This window comes from Staphylococcus hsinchuensis (assembly GCF_038789205.1).
GTDB lineage: Bacteria > Bacillota > Bacilli > Staphylococcales > Staphylococcaceae > Staphylococcus > Staphylococcus hsinchuensis.
Window position 1 is genome coordinate 629,785 of the sequence record NZ_CP128355.1, and the last position, 25,719, is coordinate 655,503.

Consider the following 25,719-nt stretch of genomic DNA (forward strand, 5'->3'; position numbering starts at 1 on the left):
GTTTACCATAATGATTTAAGTAAATTTGTTTGATTACGGTCTGGGCCGACAGAGAAGATTGAAATATCTACATTACATAATTCTGAAATACGTTCTAGATACTTACGTGCATTCAATGGTAATTCTTCTAATGAACGGCATTGTGTTACATCTTCAGTCCAACCTGGTAATGTTTCAAAGATTGGTTTACTGCGTTCTAAATCTTTAAGGTTTGCTGGATACTCTGTAATTTCTTTTCCATCAATTTCATAAGCAGTACAGATTTTAACATTATCTAAACCAGTCAGTACGTCGATTGAGTTGATAGATAAATCTGTAATACCACTGGCTCTGCATGAATGACGTAACACTACTGAGTCAAACCAACCTACACGACGCGGACGACCTGTAGTTGTACCGTATTCACGGCCGACTTCACGAATATGATGACCGTCATCATCAAAGAGTTCTGTTGGGAATGGGCCATCTCCTACACGAGATGTGTAAGCTTTACAAACACCAATAACTTTAGATACTGATGTAGGACCTACACCGCCACCGACTGTTACGTTACCTGCAACTGGGTTACTTGATGTGACGAACGGGTATGTACCATGGTCAATATCTAACATTACCCCTTGGGCACCTTCGAATAATACCTTTTCTTCATCGATTAATGCGTCGTCTAGCACTTTCGCAGTATCTGTAACAAATGGTGCTAAACGCTGACCAGCTGCATAATATTCTTCAAAAATTTCATCAAATGATGGGCAGTCTTTATCAAACATGCCTTTGAAGTAAGCTGATTTATATTCAATATTTTGTTTTAATAATTGTTCAAATGTTTCTTTATCTAATAAATCAGCAATACGGATACCGATACGTTGAGCTTTATCTACATAAGCTGGACCGATACCTTTTTTAGTTGTGCCGATTTTATTGTCTCCACGGCGTTCTTCTTCATATTCATCTTGTTTGAGATGATAAGGTAAAATAACTTGCGCACGGTTTGAAATACGTAAATTATCTGTAGAGATACCTCTTTCATTTAAACCATCTAATTCTTTTAGCAATGCAACTGGATCGACTACAACGCCGTTACCAATGACTGCTAGTTTTTCTTTGTAAAAAATACCTGATGGTACTAAATGTAATTTATAAGTTTCTCCACCAAATTTAATTGTATGTCCTGCGTTATTACCGCCTGAAAAACGTGCAATCACGTCAGCTTGTTCTGCTAAAAAGTCTGTAATCTTACCTTTACCTTCATCTCCCCATTGTGTCCCAACAACTACGATTGATGACATATGAGCACCTCCAAGTTTTCTCAATTAACCATTTCGTATTTTATCAATACCACAAGTATATTGCAAACAAAATTCGAACATTATATTTTTATAAATTATCAAAATGACCTCTATCTATAGCATATCATTGAATCTTACTAAACTCATTAATATCAATGTTTTTAAAATCATTCATAAATAAACGTGATACATACTTTACTTTATAAAATGTCGTTTGTTCGGAAATAAAAACCGTACGATTAAACAAAATTTGTTAATATCGTACGGAAAAAATTTGTTATACTATTTTTTACATATCTGCATGCGCATAATCTATATCTGTAAATTTGTTGTATTGTTTCATAAAATGTAGTTTTACAGTACCCGTTGGGCCGTTACGTTGCTTTGCAATGATAATTTCTATATCGCCATTTTCATCATTCGTTTGGGGTTCGAAGTTTGTGTCGTCATCGTCTTCATCTTCTTCACCGCGGTTATAATAATCATCACGGTATAAGAAAGCAACGATATCCGCATCTTGCTCTATCGAACCTGATTCACGAATATCACTCATCATCGGACGTTTGTCTTGACGTTGTTCTACGCCACGGGATAACTGACTTAATGCGATAACAGGACATTCAATTTCTCGGGCGATCGCTTTTAAAGTACGTGATATTTCAGAAACTTCTTGTTGACGGTTATCTGAAAAGCGTGAGCCACTGCCTGCAATTAACTGTAAATAGTCAATCACAATCATGTCTAATCCGTGTTCTTGCTTTAAACGTCGACATTTGGAACGGATATCTGTAATACGAATACCAGGTGTATCATCAATAAAGATCTTTGTACGTGATAATTTACCGACTGCGATAGTAAATCGATTCCAGTCTTCTTCTGTCATCATACCAGTTCTTAATCTATTAGAGTCCACGTTTCCTGAACTACAAATCATACGCGTAGCTAACTGATCTGCACCCATCTCAAGTGAAAATATACCAACTGTAAATTGGTCTTCGTGTGTAGCAACTTTTTGTGCAATATTAAGAGCGAAGGCAGTCTTACCTACTGATGGTCGTGCCGCTAAAATGATTAAATCATTACGGTTAAAGCCTGCAGTCATCTGATCTAAATCACGATAGCCAGTCGGAATCCCTGGGGTCTGACCACTATTTTGATCTAATAATTCTGCATTCTCATATACGTCTCCGAGCACATCTCGAATGTCTTTAAATCCATCACTTTCACGACTAGATGAGAGTTCTAATATACGTCGTTCGGCATCGTTAAGTATTGTATCGAGATCGAGTTCATCGTTATAACCATCATTCGCAATACTGTCGGCCGCTTGAATCACTTTACGTTTAATTGCGTGTTTAACTACGATATCTGTATAAAACTGTACATTTCGAGTTGTTGGTACGTTGTTCGCTAATTCTGCAAGATACTGAGGTCCACCCGCTTCATTCAATCTACCTTCTTGTGACAATTGATCCATGATTGTGACGACGTCAATATCTTTATTATCTTCGTTCAAGTTCATCATCGATCTAAAGATGTGTTGATGCGCACCTCTATAAAATGACTCAGGAAGCAATACTTCCTGAGTCGAGTTAATCAATTCTGGATCTAAAATAATGGCACCTAAGACAGATTGTTCTGCCTCGTTATTATGAGGCATTTGGTTTTGTTCATACATTCCATCCATAATGATTACACCTCTTATTTCATCCTTATTACTGTTCTACTGTATGCACGCGAATTGTACCTTCAACTTCTTTGTCTAATTTTACAGGTACATTAGTGTAACCTAATGCATGAATTCCATTTGGTAAATCCATTTTACGTTTATCGATTTTAATGTCATGTTGCTCTTGTAACGCTTGGGCGATTTGTTTAGTACTTACTGAACCAAATAATTTACCGCCTTCACCTGTTTTTGCAGAAACTTCAACTTCAAGTTCGCTTAATTGTTCTTTTAATTTTTTAGCATCTTCAATTTCTTGTTGTCTTTCCGCTTCAGCTGCTTTATTTTGTTGTTCTAATTGTTTTAAGTTACCTGGTGTCGCTTCGATTGCGTAGTTTTTCTTAAGTAAGAAATTGTTAGCATAACCTACAGGCACGTCTTTAACTTCGCCTTTTTTACCTTTTCCCTTAACGTCTTGTGTGAATATTACTTTCATTTAGTTTCACTCCTACTCATTTGTTCTGTAATTGCTTGTTGTAATTGTGAGATTGCTTCTTCAACCGAAACGTCTTTAAGTTGCGTCGCTGCATTGGTTAAGTGACCACCACCGCCTAGTGCTTCCATCGTTAACTGCACGTTGACTGCACCTAGTGAGCGGGCAGACATACCAACGACATTATCTTCTCTTCTAGCGACTACATACGATGCCTCTACACCGTCTAAACTTAACAATTCATCCGCTGCTTGTGCAACTGTGACAGGATGATAAATCTTTTCTTCTGAACCGTGTGCAATTGCCACGCCATGTTCTTGTAGTTCGACAGTTTGAATGAGTTCCGTACGATTGATATACGTATCGATATCATCTTTTAAGAAATGTTGCGTTAATATCGTATCAGCACCGTGGGCACGTAAATAACTTGCCGCATCAAACGTTCTTGAACCTGTTCGTAATGTGAAGTTACGTGTATCGACAATAATACCTGCAAACATCACTGTTGATTCAAGTCTTGTTAGACGTTGTTCTGTCGGTTGATATTCTAATAATTCAGTAACTAACTCAGCTGTAGAGCTGGCATAAGGTTCCATATAAATTAATAATGGACTAGAAATAAAGCTTTCTCCACGTCTATGGTGGTCGATGACAACTTTACGGTTTGCTTTATTTAAAATATTTTCATCGATAACCATTTCAGGTTTGTGTGTATCTACTACGACTAACGTTGTCTTGGAAGTCATGATGTCCCACGCTTCATCTGATGTAATAAAACGTTCTTTCAATTCTGGTTTCTCATTTACAGAATCCATAACGCGTCGTAACGTCGGATCAATATCAGAATCATTTAATACGATGTATGCATCTAAGTTATTCATCATGGCAAATCGTGAAACACCGATAGCCGCACCGATAGCATCTAAATCTGGACGTGTATGTCCCATGATGATGACTTTGTCACCTTCCATTAAGATGTCTTTCAGTGCATGTGAAATAACACGTGCTCTTACGCGTGTACGTTTTTCCATAGGGTCAGTCTTACCGCCGTAGAAACGTACGTTACCATTCATATGTTTAATCGCTACTTGGTCACCACCACGTCCAAGTGCTAAATCTAGACCTGATTGTGATAACTCACCTAAATCGATTAAGTTCTCTGATCCTTCACCAATTCCGATACTCAATGTTAATTGGGCACGATAACCGACACTTTTCTCTCTTAATTGGTCTAAGATTCCAAAGTTATTATCTTCTATTTCGTTTAAAATGCGTTGATTTAAATAAGCTACAAATTGGTCTGAACTATAACGTTTAAAGTAAACATCATGTTCCGTCGCCCATTTGTTAATGACACGCGTTACCATAGAGTTGATTTCCGAACGTTGTGTGTCATTCATATTTTGCGTTATTTCATCATAGTTATCTAAAAATAACGTTGCGATAATTGGTTTAGAATCCTCATACAATTTGTTTGTTTGAACTTCTTCAGAAATATCGAAGAAATATAATACTTTTTCATTTTCTGCGTACTGTACGCGATAGTGATGTTCATTGTCTTCGATTTCAATTTCTTGTGTTTTCTCTAATTGTTTCAAAATGTTTGGATAAACTTCATTGACCGGGTCAGAAATTACGTTGCGGTTGACCCTTTCCGACATGAATTTGTTCATCCATTCAATATTTTCATTGTCATCTAGAATGATCATTCCAATAGGTAAATTTTTAATTGCGAGATTGTTACCTACTGAAACACGTCCACTTAAATCGTCAACATAGTTGTCTAATCTTTGAAAAGCCTGTCTTACCAAAAATAAAGTCCCAATTATTATAAGTATTAAAGCAATTGATGCGATACCAGCAACGAGCTGATTAAATATAAACCAGATCACAACTAACGCAATTGCTGTTAATACCATAATAATAAATGGTAAAACCAATGCCTTTTTAGTGGATTGACGGTTCATTTTTCCACCTCTAATCATTTTTTAATGATACCTTTTAAATTGATGTATAAATCAATCACACCCAGTAAAGTTACAATATGTGTAAATGGATTAATAAACGTACCGAAAACGATAAACATAATTGTAATTACGAGCGGTAAAGATTTCGCTTTTCCGAAATAATGTATAACACTTAAACCCTGAATATACATACATAATGATAACACAATTTCCATATTTAATACGACACTTTGGAAAGTACCCTGTTGGCTAGCAAACATAACACAAAGCAACACAATTAAATATATGTAAAGTAACGTTTTGCTCATCTGCCATGCATATAATGGCTTGAAAATAGGTGTTGCGATTTTAAATTTACGTAGTAATGGGAACGTAATTAATAAATTAACCAACACGAAAATAAATATTGCGATAATGATATAACTTGGTATTTGAACCGTCATTTGACGAAAGCTTTCGTCAAACATTCCTTTAAAATCACCTGAAACCGAGCTCTCTGCCATCATTTGTTTGATTTGGTGCTTAATTGGTTTCATCAGGCTCATTAGTTTAGGTAATTGGGAAAGTGATTGTAACACCATAATCGTAATTAAGACGATCATACTTATGTAAGTTGTTGTTATATAAAGAATTCTTTCTTTTGTTGTACGTTCTTTTAGCAATTGCCCTATAACAAAGCTCATAATTAAGATAATTATCATGAAACTCAATACAAAGATATTACCAAACAACGTAGATAATACGACTGTAGCCACGGCAGCTATACCATATGATTCTACAGATTTATGCCAGAGAATAATTCCTGGTATCGTTGCAAAAAGGGTTAATATGAGACCCAAAGGTGGCAATATATGTAGAATTGTAGCGACTATTAACAGCGCCAATATACTCAGTATAGTTGCCTTTGGATAAATTTTAGAAAACAAGTTCGCCACTCCTATACTATTTTTAACTATACGTACCATTCTAACCTCTTTAAAACTTTTACACAATTTAACTGGCTATATTTTTAATAGATAGCGTGTTTGAGAAAATGTTTCTATTATTTATTATTAATTCATTTCCTTTATCAACAGTTTTTAAGGTTCAATATTCCATTTTTGTTGCTCATGCGTGATGGATAAATTCAGTATTTTATTTGCGCTTTATTTTTGAAACCTTTAAAAAATGATAGAGATTTGGTGCCCAATCGTTGAAGTTTAATAAAAAACCATCATGTCCTACATTATCTGGTACAAAGCAATGTTTGTGATATTTAAAGCGTTCTCCCATTGCTTGTACTAAATCATTTGGGTAGAGTAAATCATCAATAAATCCGAGTGTCATCACCTTGGTATTTAAATTCGCGAATACTTCGTTTACGTCATTTCTACCACGGTCAATATCATGACTATCTAAGACGTCCAGCAGTGTTAAATAGCACTGGGCATCAAAGTTATTTTTAAACTTATTACCTTGATGTTGCTGATATGAAACTACTTCTGAAGGTGTGAAACGTTGGTCATAGCTTTTAGAGGAACGGTAAGTTAAGAAGCCTAGTTGTCTTGCTATACTTAATCCCTCTTCATTATCTAGGTGTATCGCTTGTCTAGCAATCTCATTAAAGGCTCTACTGTAGGAGGAAGTCTTATCGGTTGCAGCAAGTATTACTGCTTTATCTATCTCAAAACGACGATTATATAGTAGTTCAAGTGTTTGCATACCGCCAAGTGAACCTCCAATCACGATATTAATTCGACTGTAACCTAACGCCTCAAGACCTTTTTCAATTGCTCGTACAAGGTCTCTCAAAGTTAGTTTCTGAGGAAAATTAGGGTCATTTAATGCAGAACTAGAACCATAAGGACTTCCAATGACGTTAAATGTCAGAAACTGGTAGTCGTGTACAGGCATATAACCTCCATCAATAATCTCTCTCCACCAACCTGGCTCCGCATCCGTGCCATAAGTTAAATGATCACCCGTTAAAGCATGACATACTAACACTAACGGTTGCCCTGCATATCCCACATGTTCATAACGTAATTTTAAGTTGTTTATCGTTTCACCTGATTCAGTAGTAAATGAACCTAACTCTAAAGTATCTACTGTATAATTCGTCATTGTTAGCCTCCTCAGTTTTATTTTCTACAAATTAAAATCGTAATATTCTGAATAATAAATGTGTATTACCTTACATGAATATTCTTATCAATGCTGTCATTAACATGCCAAATATTATTGTAACCGTTAAACTACGTGTCCAAAATGCAACGACTATCGTTGGAAAGACTGTAATTACAAACGGTAAATTTAAACTATAACCAAATCCACTTTCATGTTGTTTTATCACGCCATCAATAACTAATGCTGTAAATAAAGTAATTGGTATAAATGAAAGCCATTTTTCTATGCGTTCTGACAAACCAACTTTGGATATAAGAACGAATGGTATAACGCGTGTTAACCAAGTAACAAGACCACATAAAACTATAATAATGAGTATGTGCGTTGTTGAGGTCATCGATCCAACACCACCCCTAAAAGTGCTGCCAACGTAGACGCAATAAGAATTGCAATATATGTAGGAACAAACATACTAAATCCAAACATCATTACAATTGTACAGAGGATAAGTTTTACATAAATTGAAATACGTTTACGTGAAATGGTCTCAAATTGAGATACAGCTAAAAAAATAAACATCGCAATAATTGCGAAATCTAATCCAAAACTCTCAGGATTTTTAATTTGTTTACCAAACAAAGCACCTGCTATCGAAGCTATTGTCCAAAATGTATAAGCTGTAATATTTAAACCATGTAGCCACCGATCGTTTATCTTTTCCCCTTTCACATGAGGTGTTATGGCTACACCAAATGTTTCATCAGTAACTAATGAAGCCAGACCGATACGATTTAAAATGCCATAATTTTTAAAATTCGGTGCTAATGTCAGACTTAAAAGGAACATCCTGGAATTGATAATAAATGTGGTTAAAACAATCGCATATAATGGCGTTCCCGCAATGACTAACGAACATATGACAAATTGCGCGGATCCTGCATAAACTAATAATGAGAGTAAGATGATTTCTATTAAATGGAAACCGGAAGAAGTTGCGACGATTCCAAATGACAAACCAATTCCTACATAGCCTAATAAAGTCGGTATACATTCCCTAACGCCTTGCCTAAATGAAAGATGTTCTGCCAACTTTCCACCGCCTTCCCTTTTAAAAAATAAGTATTGCTATTCTAATACAAAATTCAGAAAACTCCCACCTATTTTAGAATACCGTTTGTGTGACCGAAGACAAACGTTCGTCTATAAAAGTTGAAATAACAACTCTTTAAAGAATTTGTAATTTTTAAAATATTTTTAGACGTCCTTCTATATTTTTGACTTTTTACACCTCCCCTACCCTCCCCTACTACTAAATAATTCATGTGAAAAGCTTATAAGGAGAGGGTTTTTAGTTTCATTAATCAAAATAAAAAGGCAGAAGCTTTTATGCGCTTCTACCTTAAATGAATAGCGATTTCGTTATTAACTAATACTATTTATTTTAAAAATAATCTCTTCTAATTTATTTATTTAAAAGGACGAATTTCTGTTTTTCCACCCATGAATGGTACAAGTGCTTCTGGAATTGTTACTGATCCGTCTTCATTTTGATAATTTTCAACGATAGCCGCAAATGTACGACCTACTGCAAGTCCACTACCGTTTAGTGTATGCACTAATTCTGGTTTTGCTTTTGTATCTCGTTTGAAACGGATATTTGAACGACGTGCTTGGAAATCAGTAATATTTGAACAAGAACTAATTTCTTTATATTCATTATAACTTGGTAACCAAACTTCTAAATCATATGTTTTGCTTGAACCGAATCCGATGTCGCCTGTACATAAGATCACACGACGGTATGGTAATCCAAGTTCTTCTAATATCGCTTCAGCATTTGTTGTCATTTCTTCTAATGCATCCCAAGAATCTTCTGGTTTTTCGAATCGAACCATTTCAACTTTATCAAATTGGTGGAGACGGATAAGACCTCTTGTATCTCTTCCTGCTGAACCCGCTTCACTACGATAACATGCAGATTGTGCTGTGAATTTCTCAGGTAAGACATCCGGCTCAATAATTTCGTTACGATAATAGTTTGTTAAAGGAACTTCTGCTGTAGGAATTGTATAAAGACCTTCTTTTTCAACTTTGAATAAATCCTCTTCAAATTTAGGTAACTGACCTGTACCGTACATAGAATCTGCATTCACTAATTGAGGTACCATCATTTCAGTATAACCATGTTGCGTTGTATGTTTTGTTACCATGTAGTTCATTAACGCACGTTCAAGTTGTGCACCATCACCAGTTAAATAGACAAATCTTGCTCCAGATACTTTAGCAGCTCTTTCGAAATTTACCATTTTCAATTCTTCCACTAAATCCCAGTGGGGTTTAGCTTCGAAATCAAATTCACGTGGTGTGCCCCAACGTTTAAGTTCTACATTGTCTTCATCTGATGCACCTTCAGGAACATCATCATGAATTAAGTTAGGAATACGAGATAACTGATCGTTTAGTTCTGCATCTACTTTATTTAATTGTTCATCTAAAGCTTTGATGTCATCGCCTAAGTTACGCATTGCAGCAATCGCATCATCAGCATTTTCTTTGTTACGTTTTTTCTGAGCGATTTCACCACTCACTTTATTACGTTCAGCTTTCATTTCTTCAGCTTTACTTATCAATTCACGGCGTTGGTCGTCTAACTTTAATACGTCATCAACAACACTGTCATCCATGCCTCGCTTAGTAACTTTCTCTTTAACTAAATCTGGTGTCTTACGGAATAACTTAATATCCAACATAAAAATTTCATCCTTTCGAAGATAAATTTGAGGACTCCGCGTATAAAAAAGACCACATCCCTTACCCAAGGGACGTGGTCTACGCGTTGCCACCCTATTTAACAGCCTAATTTAGACTGCGCTCACACTAAAATAACGGTTAAAACCGATTGTTCTTTCATATAGTAGGTAGATTCGCATTAATATTGATTACTTGTTCACACTTACCACAAGCTCTCTGAAATCAAATAATTAATGTTACTTGGCCTACGAACAATACTATTATTAACTTAAATTAAATATAGCAAATCAATTTTGTGATTTCAAGCATGACACGCATTATACTGTTTCTTTGTAAGCTGCTTCTCGCAGATATTGTGATACTGCTTCAATATCTTTATGGAATTGACGATCTTCTGTTATGGAAGGAACAATTTTTCGTAATTGGTTATATTTTTCATATGTTTTTGGTGATAACTTTTTAACATCTTTATGTTCAACTGCTTGTAACGCGATGATTGTTTCAATTGCTAAAACGCGACGAGCGTTTTCAACTATTTGATAACCATGTCGTGAAGCAATTGTTCCCATAGAAACATGATCTTCTTGATTGGCTGAAGACGGAATAGAGTCTACACTTGCTGGATGAGCAAGTGTTTTATTTTCTGAAACGAGACTTGCTGCAGCGTATTGCATAATCATGGCACCACTTTGTAAACCTGGTTGTGGACTTAAGAATGCTGGTAATCCTTGGTTTAATTGAGGGTTTACTAGACGTTCTAGACGTCGTTCTGAAACATTGGCCAACTCACTTGTTCCTATTTTCAAGAAATCTAAAGCAAATGCGACAGGTTGACCATGGAAATTACCGCCTGAGATCACTAATGTTTCATTGTCATTATCAAAGATAAGCGGATTATCGTTCGCAGCGTTCATTTCATATTCTAGTTTTTCTTTTACATAATTGAAGACTTGGAAACTCGCTCCATGAATTTGAGGGATACAACGTAATGTATACGCATCTTGTACTCTTATATCACCTTGTTTTGTCGTAAGTTCTGAACCTTCTAACCAGTCTCTCATACGTGCTGCCACTTCAATTTGTTCTGGATGGTTTCTTACTTTATGAACGTTTTCATTATAAGCATCTGTAATACCATTTAAAGCTTGATGTGTTAATGAAGCAATCCACTCTGCTTGTAACCCTAAACTTTCCGCTTCAATATGACTAATAATACCTTGTGCTGTCATTGGCTGCGTACCATTAATCATCGCTAAACCTTCTTTAGCTTTTAGCACATGTGGTTCTCGATTTAAACGTTTTAAGACATCCCGACTGTCTAATCTTTGATCTTCATAATAAACTTCACCTTCACCAATTAACGCTAATGTTAAATGGGATAATGGTGCTAAATCACCAGAAGCTCCTAGTGAACCTTGTTCAGGGATAACTGGGATAATACGATGATTAATAAAATATTGTAATTGATCAATCAAAGCTTCTGAGGCACCAGAATGCCCTTTGATTAATGTATTAAGTCGTAATACCATCATGACCAATGCTACGTTTTTAGGGAAAGGTTTGCCCATACCACATGAATGTGAACGAATTAAATTCGTTTGTAACTGATTATATTCACCTTCATCAATGCGTACATCGCTAAACAATCCAAATCCAGTCGTAATACCATAAATAACTTGTTTTTTTTCTATAATGTCTTCAACGATTTGTCTGCTTTTTCTAACTCGTTCTAGTGTGAGATCTCCAATGCTAACGGTATCTGAATGTTCTAAAAAATGCTTAATTTCATTAATTGTTAATGATTCACCATCTAAATGTAATACCATTCTTCCATCTCCTTTGTTTTAAATAAATCCTTTGTTTAATAAAAAGTATACGCTTACACTTTTATGGAAACAACACTTTGAACAATATCCGTAACGTATTATTAAGTTACCGATTTAATAGGGTAAAGTTTAACTTAACAAAGGTTAATGTAACTTTATAAATTCTTTACGAATCAAAGTATTGACTTACGGCCAAACCAAGTATAATATACACTATTGTATTTAGAAATTGTTGTTTTGACCGTATTGTTATCAATGGAGATGAGCACATTGTTTTCACACACTTTATTACCTTTTCCTATAAGGATTTAAGTTTGGTTGTGGAATTATATGCAATGCTCATGCTTCATTTATTTTTTCAACACGTACGACACGACTATAAAAATGAGTATTTATTTAAGGGAGGTTTCAATTGTGGAAGTTTTATCATCAGTTAACATACCGAAACGTAATGAAGAAACTCACAAAGGTGATTACGGAAAGATTCTTTTAATCGGTGGAAATGTAAATTTAGGTGGGGCAATTATGCTAGCAGCACGTGCATGTGTATTTAGTGGAAGTGGGTTAATTACTGTAGCTACACATCCTACTAACCATGCAGCGCTTCATTCACGTTGTCCTGAGGCAATGGTTATAGATATCAATGATACTAAGATGTTAACGAAGATGATTGAGCATACAGATTGTATCTTAATCGGTCCTGGATTAGGTTGTGACTTTAAAGGGAACAACGCAATTACTTTCTTATTGCAAAATATCCAACCACATCAAACTTTAATCGTGGATGGGGATGCAATTACTATATTTAGTAAATTGAAACCGGATATCCCTTCATGTAACGTGATTTTTACACCGCATCCAAAAGAGTGGGAGCGTTTAAGTAATATTCCTGTAGATGAGCAAACATATGAACGCAATCGTGAAGCGGTTGATCAATTAGGTTCTACAGTCATTCTTAAAAAGCACGGCACAGAAATTTACTTTAAAAATAGTGATTACAAATTACCTATAGGTACACCTGCAATGGCTACAGGTGGTATGGGTGATACTTTAGCTGGTATGATCACAAGCTTTATTGGACAGTTTGATAATTTTGAAGAAGCGGTAACAAGTGCGACTTATACACATAGTTATATTGGCGAAGAATTATCTTCTTCAATGTATGTCGTTCCACCTTCAAGATTAATTAATGAAATTCCATATGTGATGAAATCATTAGAAAGTTAAATTCACAGTCCAAAATAGACGGTAGGCATACTAAATTTTAATGTAATCTATACAAATTCGATAAATTATATGAAAAAGCACGACCTTTCTAATAAAGAAAGGTCGTGCTTTTCTATTTGTTATTCATCACTTTCATCGTTATCTTCGTTTTCAATATCTTCATTTACACGATCCATGAAGTCTTGTCTAAGTTCTTGGCGTTCTGTTGAATTAGCATCGTCTGTAGTAGTACTTTCATCTTCTGTTTCAGTATGAATTGTATTACCAGGTGTTTGATCATCAGCGATTGTTTCGCTCTCATTTGATATTTCATCTTCGCCTTGTTCTGCTTCGGATGTTTCGAGGGCTTCTTCTTTTTTCTCTTCTTCACTTACTTTCGCTACAGTTGAAACGAACTGATCATCACTTAGCTTGATGAGACGAACACCTTGAGCGCTACGTCCATTTTGTGAAATATCTTGCACATCAATACGGATGATTACACCTGAATTCGTAACAATCATTAAATCTTCTTCACCAGTTACAGAAGTAATACAAACGATATTACCATTTCGTTCAGTAATTGTTGCTGTTTTGATACCTTTACCGCCACGATTTGATAATCGGTAATCTTTAACTGGTGTACGTTTACCGTAACCATTTTCAGTTACTACAAGGAGTTCATCATCGCTACTAGCATGTGCTACATCTAAGCCGACAACTTCGTCTCCTTCGCGTAGCGTGATACCTTTCACACCCGCTGCCGTACGACCAAGTGGGCGTAATGTTTGTTCTGAGAAACGGATTAATGAAGCGTGAGATGTACCGATTAAGACATCTTCATTACCATCAGTAAGTCTTACCGCAATTAACTCATCATCATTCTTGAAACTAATTGCGATTTTACCGTTTTTATTGATGTGTGAGAAATTACTTAATGCAGAACGTTTCACACGTCCTTTAAGTGTCGCAAATATTAAGTAATCTTCTTCACTTTCTAAATCTTTCACGGCAATCATCGTACTGATTTTTTCATCGGAATCTAGCTCTATCGCATTGATAATTGGTATACCTTTAGACTGACGTGAGAGTTCCGGCACTTCATAACCTTTAAGTTTATACACGCGACCTTTATTCGTAAAGAACAAGACGTTATCATGCGTACTCATCGTTACAAGTTGACTGACAAAGTCTTCTTCTAACGTATTCATACCTTGGACACCACGGCCGCCACGATTTTGAGCTCTATATGTAGAAACTGGTAATCGTTTAATGTAATTATTGTGACTTAATGTAATGACGATCTGTTCTTCAGGTATTAAATCTTCATCTTCAATACTATCTAAACCGCCTAATTGAATTTCAGTGCGACGTTCATCGCCAAAGCGATCACGAACATCGATAAGCTCATCTCTTACGATTTGAAGTAAGCGTTCTTCATCGGCAAGAATTGCTTGTAACTCTTTAATGTACTCAATCAAGTTGTTGTATTCATCTTCAATCTTGTCACGCTCTAAACCTGTTAGACGTCTTAAACGCATATCGAGAATTGCTTGAGCTTGGCGCTCAGATAACTTGAAACCTTCTTGTAGACGCGTCATAGCCTCTTTATCTGTTTCTGATTCACGAATAATGCTAATGATTTCATCAATGTGGTCTAGTGCGACTCTTAAACCTTCTAATATGTGTGCACGGTCTTGTGCTTTTTTCAGATTATATTCTGTACGTCTTCTGACAACGACCTTTTGATGATCTAAATATTGTTCTAACGCTTCTTTAATGTTGATTAGTTTTGGTCTGCCGTTCACTAAGGCGATCATGTTTACACCGAATGATGTTTGTAATGGTGTTTGTTTGTATAAATTATTTAGAACGACGCTTGCATTAGCATCCTTTCTAATATCTATAACAACACGTACACCCGTACGTAAACTTGTTTCATCTCGTAAATCTGTAATACCTTCAATTTTCTTATCACGTACAAGTTCGGCAATTTTTTCAATCATACGTGCTTTATTGACTTGATAAGGTACTTCAGAAACGATGATACGTTGACGACCACCGCCACGTTCTTCGATTTCAGCACGTGCACGCATTTGAACAGAACCACGACCTGTTTCATAAGCACGTCTAATACCACTCTTACCTAAAATAATACCTGCAGTAGGGAAATCTGGGCCTTGAATATCTTCCATAATTTCAGCAATCGTCAAATCTGGATTGTAACTTAAACTAATTATGCCATTAATAACCTCAGTTAAATTATGAGGCGGGATATTCGTCGCCATACCAACTGCAATCCCTGAAGCACCATTTACTAGTAAGTTAGGGAATCGAGAAGGTAAGACTGACGGCTCTCTTTCTGTACCGTCATAGTTATCTATAAAGTCAATCGTATCTTTATTTAAATCTTTAAGCATTTCAAGCGTCATCTTCGCCATACGGGCTTCTGTATAACGCATTGCTGCTGCGCCATCGCCGTCCATGGAACCGAAGTTACCTTGACCGTCTACTAAAGGATATCGATAGCTGAAATCCTGTGCCATTCTAACCATTGCCTCGTATATTGAAGAGTCACCATGAGGGTGGTATTTACCCATAACATCCCCGACGATACGCGCTGATTTTTTATAAGGTTTATCTGGTGTCATGCCTTGTTCGTTTAATCCATATAAAATACGTCGATGCACTGGTTTCATACCATCTCTTACATCTGGTAATGCACGAGACACAATAACACTCATCGCATAATCTAAAAACGATTCACGCATTTCACTTGTTATATTCCGTTCATTAATTCTTGATTCAGGTAATTCAGCCATCAAGATATCCTCCTTCAAAAATTCAGCTTATTGCTCTAGAAATCTAAATTTGCATAAACTGCGTTGTCTTCAATAAACTGTCTACGGTTCTCTACAATATCGCCCATTAACATTTCGAATGTTTGGTCTGCATCAATTGCATCTTCCAATGAAACTTGTAGCATTGCACGATTCTCTGGATTCATCGTAGTTTCCCAAAGTTGATCTGCATTCATTTCACCAAGACCTTTGTAACGTGAAATGGACCATTTAGGTGATGGGTCTAATTCTGATTTTAATTTTTCTAATTCACGTTCATTAAACACATAATATTTTTGTTTACCTTGCGTTAATTTAAACAATGGTGGCTGTGCAATATACACATAACCCGCTTCGATTAACGGTCTCATAAAGCGATAGAAGAATGTGAGTAATAACGTACGTATATGTGCACCGTCGACATCGGCATCAGTCATAATAACAATCTTGTGGTAACGTGCTTTGCTTAAATCAAATTCGCCACCGATTCCCGTACCAAATGCTGTAATCATAGAACGGATTTCGTTGTTATTTAAGATTCTGTCTAGACGTGCCTTTTCCACATTTAGAATCTTACCTCGTAATGGTAAAATCGCTTGCGTTTCTGAGTCACGACCTGATTTTGTAGACCCCCCGGCAGAGTCACCTTCGACAATAAAGATTTCACTGCGCTCTGGATCCTTACTAGAGCAATCTGCAAGTTTACCTGGTAAGCTTGAAATTTCTAATGCTGATTTACGACGTGTCACTTCACGTGCTTTTTTAGCTGCGATTCGTGCACGAGATGCCATAATACCTTTTTCCACTACGATACGTGCCACTTGTGGGTTCTCATATAAGAAACGTTCAAATAGCTCTGAGAAAATCTTATCAACAATTTGTCGTACTTCTGAATTTCCAAGTTTCGTCTTTGTTTGTCCTTCGAATTGTGGATCACCATGCTTGATTGAGACGACTGCCGTTAGACCTTCTCGTGTATCTTCACCCGATAATCTCTCTTTGTCTTCTTTGATGATTTTACTATTTAAGCCATAACTATTAAGTACACGTGAAAGTGAACGTTTAAAGCCTTCTTCGTGTGTTCCTCCTTCATATGTGTGGATATTATTTGCGTATGTTAATAAGTTTGTAGCATAACCATTGTTATATTGTAAGGCAATCTCAACTTCTACATCATCTTTAGATTCATGTACATAAATTGGTTGCTCGTGTAACGGTTCTTTATTCTCATTAAGCATTTCTACGTATGATTTAATACCGCCTTCGTAATAATACGCATCTTCACGAACTTCCTCTTCTCGTTCGTCTTTTAGACGGATAGCTACACCTTTATTTAAGAAAGCTAATTCTCTAATACGTTGTTGTAAAATCTCATAATTATAAACCGTCGTTTCAGTGAAAATTTCAGGGTCTGCTTTAAATCGAATTTCTGTCCCAGTTTCTTCTTTCGTTTCACCAATAACCTTTAAGTCGAATTGTGGAACGCCTTTTTTGTAGGCTTGATGATAAATTTGTTTATCTTTATGTACATACACTTCTAGGTCTTCGGACAGTGCGTTTACTACTGAAGAACCTACACCGTGTAGACCACCAGAGACTTTGTAGCCGCCTCCGCCAAACTTTCCGCCTGCGTGAAGTACTGTTAAGATAACTTCCACTGCTGGACGACCCATTTTCTCTTGGATACCTACTGGAATACCTCGTCCGTTATCTGTAACTCTAATCCAATTATCTTTTTCAATCACGACGTTGATTTCATCTGCGTAGCCTGCAAGTGCCTCATCAATACTGTTGTCAACAATTTCCCATACTAAATGGTGTAAACCTTTTTCTGAGGTTGAACCTATATACATACCTGGTCGTTTTCTTACTGCTTCTAAGCCTTCTAATACTTGAATTTGACCAGCGCCATAATCTTCCCTGTTGTTCACATCTGACAATGTTTCCACCTTCACTTTCGTTACTTAATAATTTCACCTTGTTTAATTTGAAATAGCTTTGCATTTTTCATAATTTCATGGTCGATACCATCCACAGATGTTGTTGTTACGAACGTCTGTACTTTATGCTGTATCGTACTTAACAAGTGTGTTTGTCTCGAGTTATCTAACTCACTGAGCACGTCATCTAAAAGTAATACCGGATATTCTCCAACTTCGATATTCATAAGCTCAATTTCTGCAAGCTTAATCGATAAGGCTGTCGTCCGTTGTTGCCCTTGGGATCCATAAATTTGAGCATCCATTTCGTTAATATTAAAACCTAAGTCATCTCTATGCGGACCGTAAAGACAAACTGCTCTATCCATTTCACGTTCCTTGTTATCGTTAAGTATTGTTAAGACATCCTCCAAGCGTTCCGTCTCAGTTTTGTTAGTAAAGTCTAGCTTCATGCTTGGCATGTATTTCAATACTAATGTTTCACGATTGTCTGTAATGCCTGAATGGATAGGTCTAGCTAGAGATTCTAGTTCGTTAATAAAATGCGCTCTTCTTTGCATCACTTTCAAGGCGTATTCAGCAAATTGTTGGTTTAAAACTTCGAGCATCGTGCTATCCGTCTTATTGCCGTATTGCAATTGCTTTAAATAGTTATTCTTTTGTTTGAGAATACGTTGATACTGTGACAAATCATTTAAGTAAACTGCTGAAATTTGCCCGAGTTCCATGTCGATAAATTTTCGTCTGATTTGTGGCGAACCTTTAACTATATTTAAATCTTCGGGTGCAAATAGTACGACGTTTAAGTGGCCGATGTATTGAGTCAGTCTACTTTGTTCTAAGTGATTGATTTTAACTTGCTTTCCTTTTTTGGTTATATACATCGTTAGAGGCATAACGCCATATCTATAACTTAGTTCACTCTCTATTTTAGCATAATCACTAGAAAAACGTATAAGTTCCTTGTCATTGGATGTTCTGTGGCTTTTCGCAAGCGCTAACGTATAAATAGATTCTAGGAGATTCGTTTTACCTTGAGCATTTTCACCAATGAGAATATTTACTTCTGGATGACAATCTAAAGTAATTGATTCATAGTTTCGATAGTTATCTAGATGGAGTGTGTTAAGTTTCATTCTTCACCTTGATGTAAAATCAAAAACGAACCAACTTCTGGTATATCTATGTGATCTTGATGATTTAATTTCTTACCTCTGCGCGTTTCACGTTCATCATTGATAAAGACTTCAAAGTCTTGTAAGAACCATTTGGCTTGTCCTCCAGACTCGATAATACCTTCTGTCTTGAGAAATTGCCCTAATGTAATGTCTCCGTCTACGATGATTTCTTCAACCAAATCAATCACTCCGTTTCTTTATTAGGTCATTCCTATATTATACCTTTTTTGAGTAAAAATTTCATTCAAAATACAGGAAAGAAAGCGTTTACTTTAAACTTTATTTACATAAATTTAAAGGATTCTCTCAATATCTGTTTTATATTGTTTTAACTACTTACATTATAGCAAAAATACACACGTAGTTTTAATTCATACTGTCGAAAAATAACGACTCAAAATGCAATGTGAATTGAAAACTTTAAAAATATAACAATTGTAAAATAATCAAAACCATAATCTACAAACTTATTTGAATCATATAACGTGTTTTAAGGGTCATTTTGGCTTCAATTTATATATTTTGGTATAATACCATGCATTTTAATTTATGACTCACTGTGAATCGCTCAGTAGCATTTAAATAAGGTATGTAATTTTACATATTATTTTTAATAAAAAATGAGCCTGAGACAAAAATAGGTGTCTCAGACTCTTTATCAATTTGGTAGTAGATGTCTGAATTGAAAAGCGCTAAGAACAAGCTTTTTTCAATCCTAGTCATCATTGCCGGGTGGGACTACGATATCTCTATTAGAAAATCCGATTTCTGTCCCACTCCTATAGTTGGTTATTAATTTATTGATTAAGTATGGGCAATTTCAAATTAATAAGTTCTGATTGGTAAGATGAGTTGTGTCACTGAATCATCATCTTTTGGTTTTAAGATAAATGGTTTCATTGTACCGAAGAATTCAATTTCAACGTCATCATTATCGATTGCTTTTAAAGCGTCCATCATATATTTTGAGTTGAATGAAATCTTTAAGTTGCCACCTTCGACATTACTTGCAGTAACTTCCTCGTTTACAGTACCAATCTCTGGAGATGTAGAAGACAATTCCACTAACTCATTTCCTGTACTTAACTTAATTACGTTATTACCACCTTCACGTGCTAATAAAGATGCACGGTCGATTGCATGATAGAAGTCACCGTTATTGATTCCTAACTTAAACTCGTAATTTTCTGGGAATAAGCGTGAAGTATCAGGATAATGACCTTCTAGTAAACGAGAGATAAAGTTTACATTGCCTACTCTGAATAAAACTTGGTTTGAAGCAAAGAAAATATCGATGTCATCGTCACTATCTGACATGATTTTATTTAATTCAGATAAAGCTTTACCAGGAATGATGACATTTTTATTTTCAGTCTCATCTTCTAATTCAACTTTTCTTACAGCCAAGCGGTGTGAATCGGTTGCAGTGCATATTAATTCATTATCTTGTATAAGCCAGTTAACCCCTGTTAATACTGGGCGTGTTTCTGAGGTGGACACTGCGAAATTCGTTTGTGCAATCACGTTTTTTAATACCTTTACTGATAATTGAATTGCATCATCACGTGATACTTGTGGTAGTAAAGGATATTGATCTGGATCTAAACCACTTAAGTTAAATTCAGAATGGCCTGATGTGATAAGTGTTTGGAACTGTGCATTTGTTGAAAGTTTTACATCTTTACCTGGTAATTTTTTAATAATATCTACGAAGAAACGACCAGGAAGTACAACTGAACCAGTTTCTGAAATTTCAACAATATCTTCACCGTCTACTTGTTTTGGTATAGTGATTTCAATTGAGATTTCAGAATCAGAACCAGTAAGTATCACTTCGTTGTCTTTAGCATCTAATTTAATACCAGTTAAAATCGGTAATGTTGTTCTTGGTGAGATGGCTTTTAATGTATCGTTAAGTTGATTAATAAAATAATCTCTTCTAATTGTGAATTCCATCGTTAAATAAACTCCTTCCAGTCGTTTATATATAATTATATAGGTTTTAAATTCGTAGTAATAGTAGTAGGTCTTGTGGATTACGGGATAACCCAATAAAATTCAACAGTGACAACTATTATTTGCTGTGGATAACCTGTTTATAGTGTGTATGACTTTTTCACATTATCCACAATTGTTAAAAACTATTTCTTTTTTTCTATTCCTCAAAATCAGTAATTTAATCTGTTATAGTACAGGTTTTTTACTGATTTCTAATTTCTTTTTCTAAATTTTCAACTTCTTGTTTGAATGTTGCATCATTTTGCATATCTTTGACAATTTTTTCGTGTGCATGAATCACAGTTGTATGATCACGACCACCAAATTCTTCACCAATCTTCGGTAGTGAGAAATCAGTTAACTCACGAGATAAGTGCATTGCAATTTGACGTGGATATGCGATAGATTTTGTACGTTTCTTTGCACTGAAATCTTCAATCTTCACGTTATAGAACTGGCCGACAATCTTTTGTATATCTTGAATTGTAATTTTCTTAGATTTAGGTGCTTGGATAATATCTTTTAAAGCTGCGGCTGTAAGTTCTGTTGTGATAGGTTGTCCTTGTAACTTCGAAAATGCTAATACACGTGTTAAAGCACCCTCTAATTCACGAATGTTTGATTGAATTTGATTTGCAATGTAATTAAGTGCTTCAGAAGGAATGTTTAAGTTTTCCTCTTCAATTTTTTTGTGAAGAATTGCCATTCTTGTTTCATAATCTGGTGGCGTAATATCAACGATTAAGCCCCATTCGAATCTTGAACGTAAACGATCTTCTAACTTTGCTATTTCTTTTGGAGGTCGGTCACTTGAAATAACGATTTGTTTATTCGCTTGGTGTAATTCATTGAATGTATGGAAGAATTCTTCTTGGGTTTGCTCTTTGTTTTGAATAAATTGAATATCATCAATAAGTAAAACATCGATATTACGGTATTTTTCTCTAAATTGTTCTGTTTTATTATCTCGTATTGACTTGATGAATTCGTTCGTGAACTTTTCACTTGAGGTGTAAATTACTTTGGCATTGGGATCATTAGCTAATACGTAATGACCGATTGCATGCATTAAATGTGTCTTGCCAAGTCCAACGCCACCATAAATGAATAGTGGATTATATGCTTCGGCGGGTGCCTCGGCAACGGCTAAACTCGCGGCATGTGGGAATCTGTTGCCAGGCCCGATAACGAACGTTTCAAATGTGTTATGCGTATTGAATTGATCGCCACTTACAGATGCTTCGTCTACACCATTGTTGTCTGATTCTTCCTTTTGTTGTGGTGCTGGAGATGTGTTGCCCTTTGAATTCATACTTGCTAATTCATCTTCTGAGTAAAAGACAGGCATGATTTCGTGTCCGATTGCTTCGTATAATGCGGTTTGAATTATTTCTACGTAATGAGATTTCAACCAGTTGGCTACAAATGGATCATCAATTACAACGATAGCTTCATCATTTTCTAAAGAATATAGCTTTGTATCCTTTAGAAAGGTTTGATAACTCGGATAGCTTACTTTTTCTTGAGCTAAACTTAATACTCTTTCCCATATTTCTTGTTCTGACATAATTAACAAACTCCATATTTAATAAATTTTAAAAGTTATACACAGTACACACATGTGTGAATAGAAAAAATAACATGTTGTTGACAATTATCCACAAGATACACACAATCAGTGGATAAATAGTTATTTTTTTAAAGTTACACACAGGCATATGTATATAAACCAATATAATAGACCCTATATGTATCAGTGATTATACGACTTATCCACACAATTATACTTTTTAACATTCATAGATGTCAAATGACTGTGAATATGTTCCTAAACGATGTGGAGAGTTGTGTATAATAATATATTTATCCACAAAATTTTGAAGAATATCTGTGAATAAGTGGATAACTTAGCCGAAGTTAGTAGTATATCAGAAATGATTGCTTTTGTACGGTTGGGAAATAATTTATAGTATATGCATGAAAAATGTATATACTATAATTATTACTTATACTTCCTTAGAAAATGTAAGCTCGCTGTTGAAAAAAATAGGGATAAAATCGTATGGCTACAGTGGTTTTGTGAAAGTTTTAGAAAAAATGACCTTGCTTTATAAAATAGATTTTGTTATATTGTAGTAGTTGCTTGAATCGTGACTAATTATTAATGAAGTTAAATCAAGAATAAAAGCAGACTTGTATACGCATTTATCTATAATAATAGTTAAAGAATCGAATAATAAGATGGAGGTGTTTTTACATGGTAAAACGTACTTATCAACCAAATAAACGTAAACATAGTAAGGTGCATGGTTTCAGAAAACGCATGAGCACTAAGAATGGCCGTAAAGTATTAGCGCGTCGTCGTCGTAAAGGCCGTAAAGTTTTATCAGCATAAGATCACTGACTCATCAGTGGTCTTTTTTTTGGTTTGAAAAGCAGTAAAAATCCAGTTTTTTAATAAAGATTGTTTATTTTCAGACCTAAATGAAAGATATTTACTATAGAAGGAACCAACATTTACATTATAATAGAATGTAAATATGGAGATAAGCGAGTGATGTTCGTTGGAAAAAGCATATCGAATTAAAAAGAATAGTGATTTCCAAATGATTTATAAAAGAGGGAAATCTGTCGCAAATAGACAATTTGTTATTTATACTAAAACGAATAAAGATTTAGAACATTTTAGATTAGGTATTAGTGTTTCGAAAAAATTAGGAAATGCTGTTGTACGCAATAAAATAAAAAGAGCAATTCGTGAAAACTTTAAAGTTCATAAAAATGATATTATTCCAATTGAAATTATTGTGATTGCTAGACAACCTGCAAAAGATATGAATACGATTCAAATACAATCAAGTTTGGAACATGTCCTTAAAATAGCTAAGGTTTTTAATAAACGCATATAAATAGGGTAGGGGAGGCGTATTATTAGACCTACGTCAGTCTTACCTCAGACAACCCTAAGTCTAACATGGTATGTTTTGCAAACAATTTATTCGCTTTTAACTGTAATTTTATATACAATATTTTAATGATTATTTTGACGCAAGGAGGCGAGAATGATGATGGATTTAGATACGATAACGAGCATTTCTACCCCGATGGGTGAGGGGGCGATTGGTATTGTTCGCTTATCAGGTAATGAGGCCGTTAATATTGCAGACAAATTGTATAAAGGTAAAGAAAGTCTAGAAAACGTTGCAACCCATACGATTAATTATGGCCATATCATCGACCCAGAATCGAATGAAGTTGTCGAAGAAGTCATGGTGTCTGTATTAAGAGCACCCAAGACATTCACACGAGAAGATATCGTAGAAATAAACTGCCACGGTGGTATTTTAACTATTAATAGGGTATTAGAATTGACGATGACGCACGGTGCACGTATGGCTGAACCTGGTGAATATACGAAACGCGCATTCTTAAATGGTCGTATTGATTTATCACAAGCTGAAGCAGTCATGGATTTCATACGTTCTAAAACGGATCGTGCATCCAAAGTTGCTATGAACCAAATTGAAGGTCGTTTAAGTGACATGATTAAGCGACAGCGACAATCCATTCTCGAAATTCTTGCACAAGTTGAAGTAAATATAGATTATCCAGAATATGATGATGTGGAAGATGCGACGAATGAATTTTTACTAAAACAGTCTAATCAAATTAAACAAGAAATAAATCAGTTACTAGAGACAGGAACACAAGGTAAAATAATGCGTGAAGGTTTATCAACGGTCATTGTAGGTAAACCAAACGTCGGGAAGTCTTCCATGTTAAACAATCTTATCCAAGATAATAAAGCGATTGTAACTGAAGTTGCAGGGACAACAAGAGATACATTAGAAGAATATGTCAATGTACGAGGCGTACCGCTAAGACTAGTTGATACAGCAGGAATTCGTGACACTGAAGATATCGTAGAACGTATCGGTGTGGAACGTTCCCGTAAAGCATTAAGTGAAGCGGATTTAATCTTATTTGTAATTAATTATAATGAAGGTTTAACTGAAGAAGATCGTAAATTATATGAAGTAATTAAAAACGAAGATGCCATTGTTATTGTCAATAAGATGGATTTAGAACAAAATTTAGATATAGATGAAGTTAAGGAAATGATAGGCGATATGCCATTGATTCAAACTTCTATGTTAAAACAAGAAGGTATTGATCAATTAGAAATACAAATTAGAGACTTATTCTTTAGTGGAGATGTCCAAAATCAAGATATGACTTACGTTTCTAATTCAAGACACATTTCATTACTTAAACAAGCTAGACATAGTATACAAGATGCAATTGACGCAGCCGAATCAGGTGTGCCAATGGATATGGTTCAAATTGATTTGACGAGAACTTGGGAAATTTTAGGCGAAATTATCGGAGAATCAGCGAGCGAGGAATTAATCGATCAACTATTTAGTCAATTTTGCTTAGGTAAATAAAAAGGAGGAAAAAT

At 35.3% G+C, this 25,719-nt stretch carries 20 protein-coding genes and 1 other annotated feature; of the genes, 4 read left to right on the forward strand and 16 right to left on the reverse strand.

Features of this window, described 5'->3' with window-relative positions:
- Positions 1-2: 2 nt before the first annotated feature.
- The 10 genes from QQM35_RS03165 to hutH form a co-directional block, all read right to left on the reverse strand.
- Positions 3-1,286 (reverse strand): adenylosuccinate synthase, encoded by a 1,284-nt coding sequence (locus QQM35_RS03165; protein WP_251521657.1) that lies wholly within the window; start codon positions 1,284-1,286, stop codon positions 3-5.
- Between the two features lie 289 nt (positions 1,287-1,575).
- Positions 1,576-2,973, reverse strand: coding sequence for a replicative DNA helicase (gene dnaB, locus QQM35_RS03170; RefSeq protein ID WP_251521655.1), 1,398 nt, complete (start codon positions 2,971-2,973; stop codon positions 1,576-1,578).
- Between the two features lie 28 nt (positions 2,974-3,001).
- Entirely contained in the window at positions 3,002-3,448 is a 447-nt protein-coding gene (gene rplI / locus QQM35_RS03175) for a 50S ribosomal protein L9 (protein ID WP_251521653.1), read from the reverse strand.
- Positions 3,445-5,412 (reverse strand): DHH family phosphoesterase, encoded by a 1,968-nt coding sequence (locus tag QQM35_RS03180; protein ID WP_251521651.1) that lies wholly within the window; start codon positions 5,410-5,412, stop codon positions 3,445-3,447. Before QQM35_RS03180 ends, rplI begins: the two co-directional genes overlap by 4 nt.
- Before the next feature lie 14 nt (positions 5,413-5,426).
- Positions 5,427-6,353: a DUF2232 domain-containing protein gene (locus tag QQM35_RS03185; protein ID WP_251521944.1), complete on the reverse strand. Its 927-nt coding sequence runs from the start codon at positions 6,351-6,353 to the stop codon at positions 5,427-5,429.
- A 193-nt stretch (positions 6,354-6,546) separates the two neighbouring features.
- Entirely contained in the window at positions 6,547-7,515 is a 969-nt protein-coding gene (gene metX, locus QQM35_RS03190; RefSeq protein WP_251521649.1) for a homoserine O-acetyltransferase MetX, read from the reverse strand.
- A 70-nt stretch (positions 7,516-7,585) separates the two neighbouring features.
- Positions 7,586-7,915, reverse strand: coding sequence for an AzlD domain-containing protein (locus QQM35_RS03195; protein ID WP_251521647.1), 330 nt, complete (start codon positions 7,913-7,915; stop codon positions 7,586-7,588).
- On the reverse strand, positions 7,912-8,607 hold the full coding sequence (locus QQM35_RS03200) for an AzlC family ABC transporter permease (RefSeq protein ID WP_251521645.1): 696 nt from the start codon (positions 8,605-8,607) through the stop codon (positions 7,912-7,914). The genes QQM35_RS03195 and QQM35_RS03200 overlap by 4 nt, the downstream gene beginning before the upstream one ends.
- Before the next feature lie 377 nt (positions 8,608-8,984).
- Positions 8,985-10,268 carry a serine--tRNA ligase gene (gene serS, locus QQM35_RS03205; RefSeq protein ID WP_251521643.1) on the reverse strand — a complete coding sequence of 428 codons (1,284 nt, stop codon included), beginning with the start codon at positions 10,266-10,268 and terminating at the stop codon, positions 8,985-8,987.
- Positions 10,269-10,333: 65 nt separating this feature from the next.
- Positions 10,334-10,531: a binding site (T-box leader), on the reverse strand.
- Between the two features lie 55 nt (positions 10,532-10,586).
- A complete protein-coding gene (gene hutH / locus QQM35_RS03210) occupies positions 10,587-12,095 on the reverse strand; it encodes a histidine ammonia-lyase (RefSeq protein WP_251521641.1) in 1,509 nt (502 codons plus the stop codon).
- A gap of 414 nt (positions 12,096-12,509) precedes the next feature.
- On the opposite strand from hutH, the gene QQM35_RS03215 reads away from it, so the two are divergent.
- Positions 12,510-13,322 (forward strand): NAD(P)H-hydrate dehydratase, encoded by an 813-nt coding sequence (locus QQM35_RS03215; RefSeq protein ID WP_251521639.1) that lies wholly within the window; start codon positions 12,510-12,512, stop codon positions 13,320-13,322.
- Positions 13,323-13,441: 119 nt separating this feature from the next.
- On the opposite strand, the gene gyrA is transcribed toward QQM35_RS03215, so the two are convergent.
- From gyrA to dnaA, 6 genes are all read right to left on the reverse strand, one after another.
- Positions 13,442-16,123 (reverse strand): DNA gyrase subunit A, encoded by a 2,682-nt coding sequence (gene gyrA / locus QQM35_RS03220; RefSeq protein WP_251521637.1) that lies wholly within the window; start codon positions 16,121-16,123, stop codon positions 13,442-13,444.
- A gap of 35 nt (positions 16,124-16,158) precedes the next feature.
- Entirely contained in the window at positions 16,159-18,090 is a 1,932-nt protein-coding gene (gyrB, locus tag QQM35_RS03225; protein ID WP_418129335.1) for a DNA topoisomerase (ATP-hydrolyzing) subunit B, read from the reverse strand.
- Between the two features lie 11 nt (positions 18,091-18,101).
- The gene (gene recF / locus QQM35_RS03230; RefSeq protein WP_251521632.1) at positions 18,102-19,217 is read right to left on the reverse strand and encodes a DNA replication/repair protein RecF; all 1,116 of its coding nucleotides are present in this window, start codon (positions 19,215-19,217) and stop codon (positions 18,102-18,104) included.
- Positions 19,214-19,447 carry a S4 domain-containing protein YaaA gene (yaaA, locus tag QQM35_RS03235; RefSeq protein ID WP_251521630.1) on the reverse strand — a complete coding sequence of 78 codons (234 nt, stop codon included), beginning with the start codon at positions 19,445-19,447 and terminating at the stop codon, positions 19,214-19,216. The genes recF and yaaA overlap by 4 nt, the downstream gene beginning before the upstream one ends.
- 637 nt (positions 19,448-20,084) lie before the next feature.
- On the reverse strand, positions 20,085-21,215 hold the full coding sequence (gene dnaN / locus QQM35_RS03240; protein WP_251521628.1) for a DNA polymerase III subunit beta: 1,131 nt from the start codon (positions 21,213-21,215) through the stop codon (positions 20,085-20,087).
- A 244-nt stretch (positions 21,216-21,459) separates the two neighbouring features.
- On the reverse strand, positions 21,460-22,824 hold the full coding sequence (dnaA, locus tag QQM35_RS03245) for a chromosomal replication initiator protein DnaA (RefSeq protein ID WP_251521626.1): 1,365 nt from the start codon (positions 22,822-22,824) through the stop codon (positions 21,460-21,462).
- Positions 22,825-23,514: 690 nt separating this feature from the next.
- On the opposite strand from dnaA, the gene rpmH reads away from it, so the two are divergent.
- From rpmH to mnmE, 3 genes are all read left to right on the forward strand, one after another.
- Complete coding sequence (rpmH, locus tag QQM35_RS03250) at positions 23,515-23,652, forward strand: 50S ribosomal protein L34 (protein WP_000240855.1); 138 nt, start codon at positions 23,515-23,517, stop codon at positions 23,650-23,652.
- A gap of 169 nt (positions 23,653-23,821) precedes the next feature.
- Complete coding sequence (gene rnpA / locus QQM35_RS03255) at positions 23,822-24,166, forward strand: ribonuclease P protein component (protein ID WP_285813503.1); 345 nt, start codon at positions 23,822-23,824, stop codon at positions 24,164-24,166.
- Positions 24,167-24,325: 159 nt separating this feature from the next.
- Positions 24,326-25,705: a tRNA uridine-5-carboxymethylaminomethyl(34) synthesis GTPase MnmE gene (gene mnmE / locus QQM35_RS03260; RefSeq protein ID WP_251521938.1), complete on the forward strand. Its 1,380-nt coding sequence runs from the start codon at positions 24,326-24,328 to the stop codon at positions 25,703-25,705.
- The last annotated feature ends 14 nt before the right edge of the window (positions 25,706-25,719 follow it).